The organism is Nosocomiicoccus sp. HMSC059G07 (assembly GCF_001815515.1).
Classification (GTDB): domain Bacteria; phylum Bacillota; class Bacilli; order Staphylococcales; family Salinicoccaceae; genus Nosocomiicoccus; species Nosocomiicoccus ampullae_A.
This window is the reverse complement of sequence record NZ_KV820806.1, coordinates 1-205: the sequence shown is the minus strand read 5'-3', so window position 1 is coordinate 205 and position 205 is coordinate 1. Positions and strand designations below refer to the sequence as shown.

Annotated in this window: 1 protein-coding gene; it reads left to right on the top strand. The window is 41.0% G+C overall.

Translation table 11 applies throughout. The features are described 5' to 3' along the window. On the top strand, positions 1-205 hold a 205-nt coding region (locus HMPREF3029_RS02990; RefSeq protein WP_144265399.1), incomplete at both ends, for a helix-turn-helix domain-containing protein.

The window sequence follows — 205 nt, the reverse complement described above, 5'->3', positions numbered from 1 at the left end:
CTATAGAGAAACAGCGGAATACTTTGGTATCAAGCATTATCCAACAATCGCTACCTGGAATCGCAAGTTACAAGAAGGTGGTCCAGCTGCTCTAGAGGGCAAACAAGGGAGACCAAGAAAACATATGTCTAAGAAAGAAAATAATCAAAAACAAGTATCGAAGAGTGAGCCACTTAATGAAACAGAACGTGAAGAGCTAGAACGC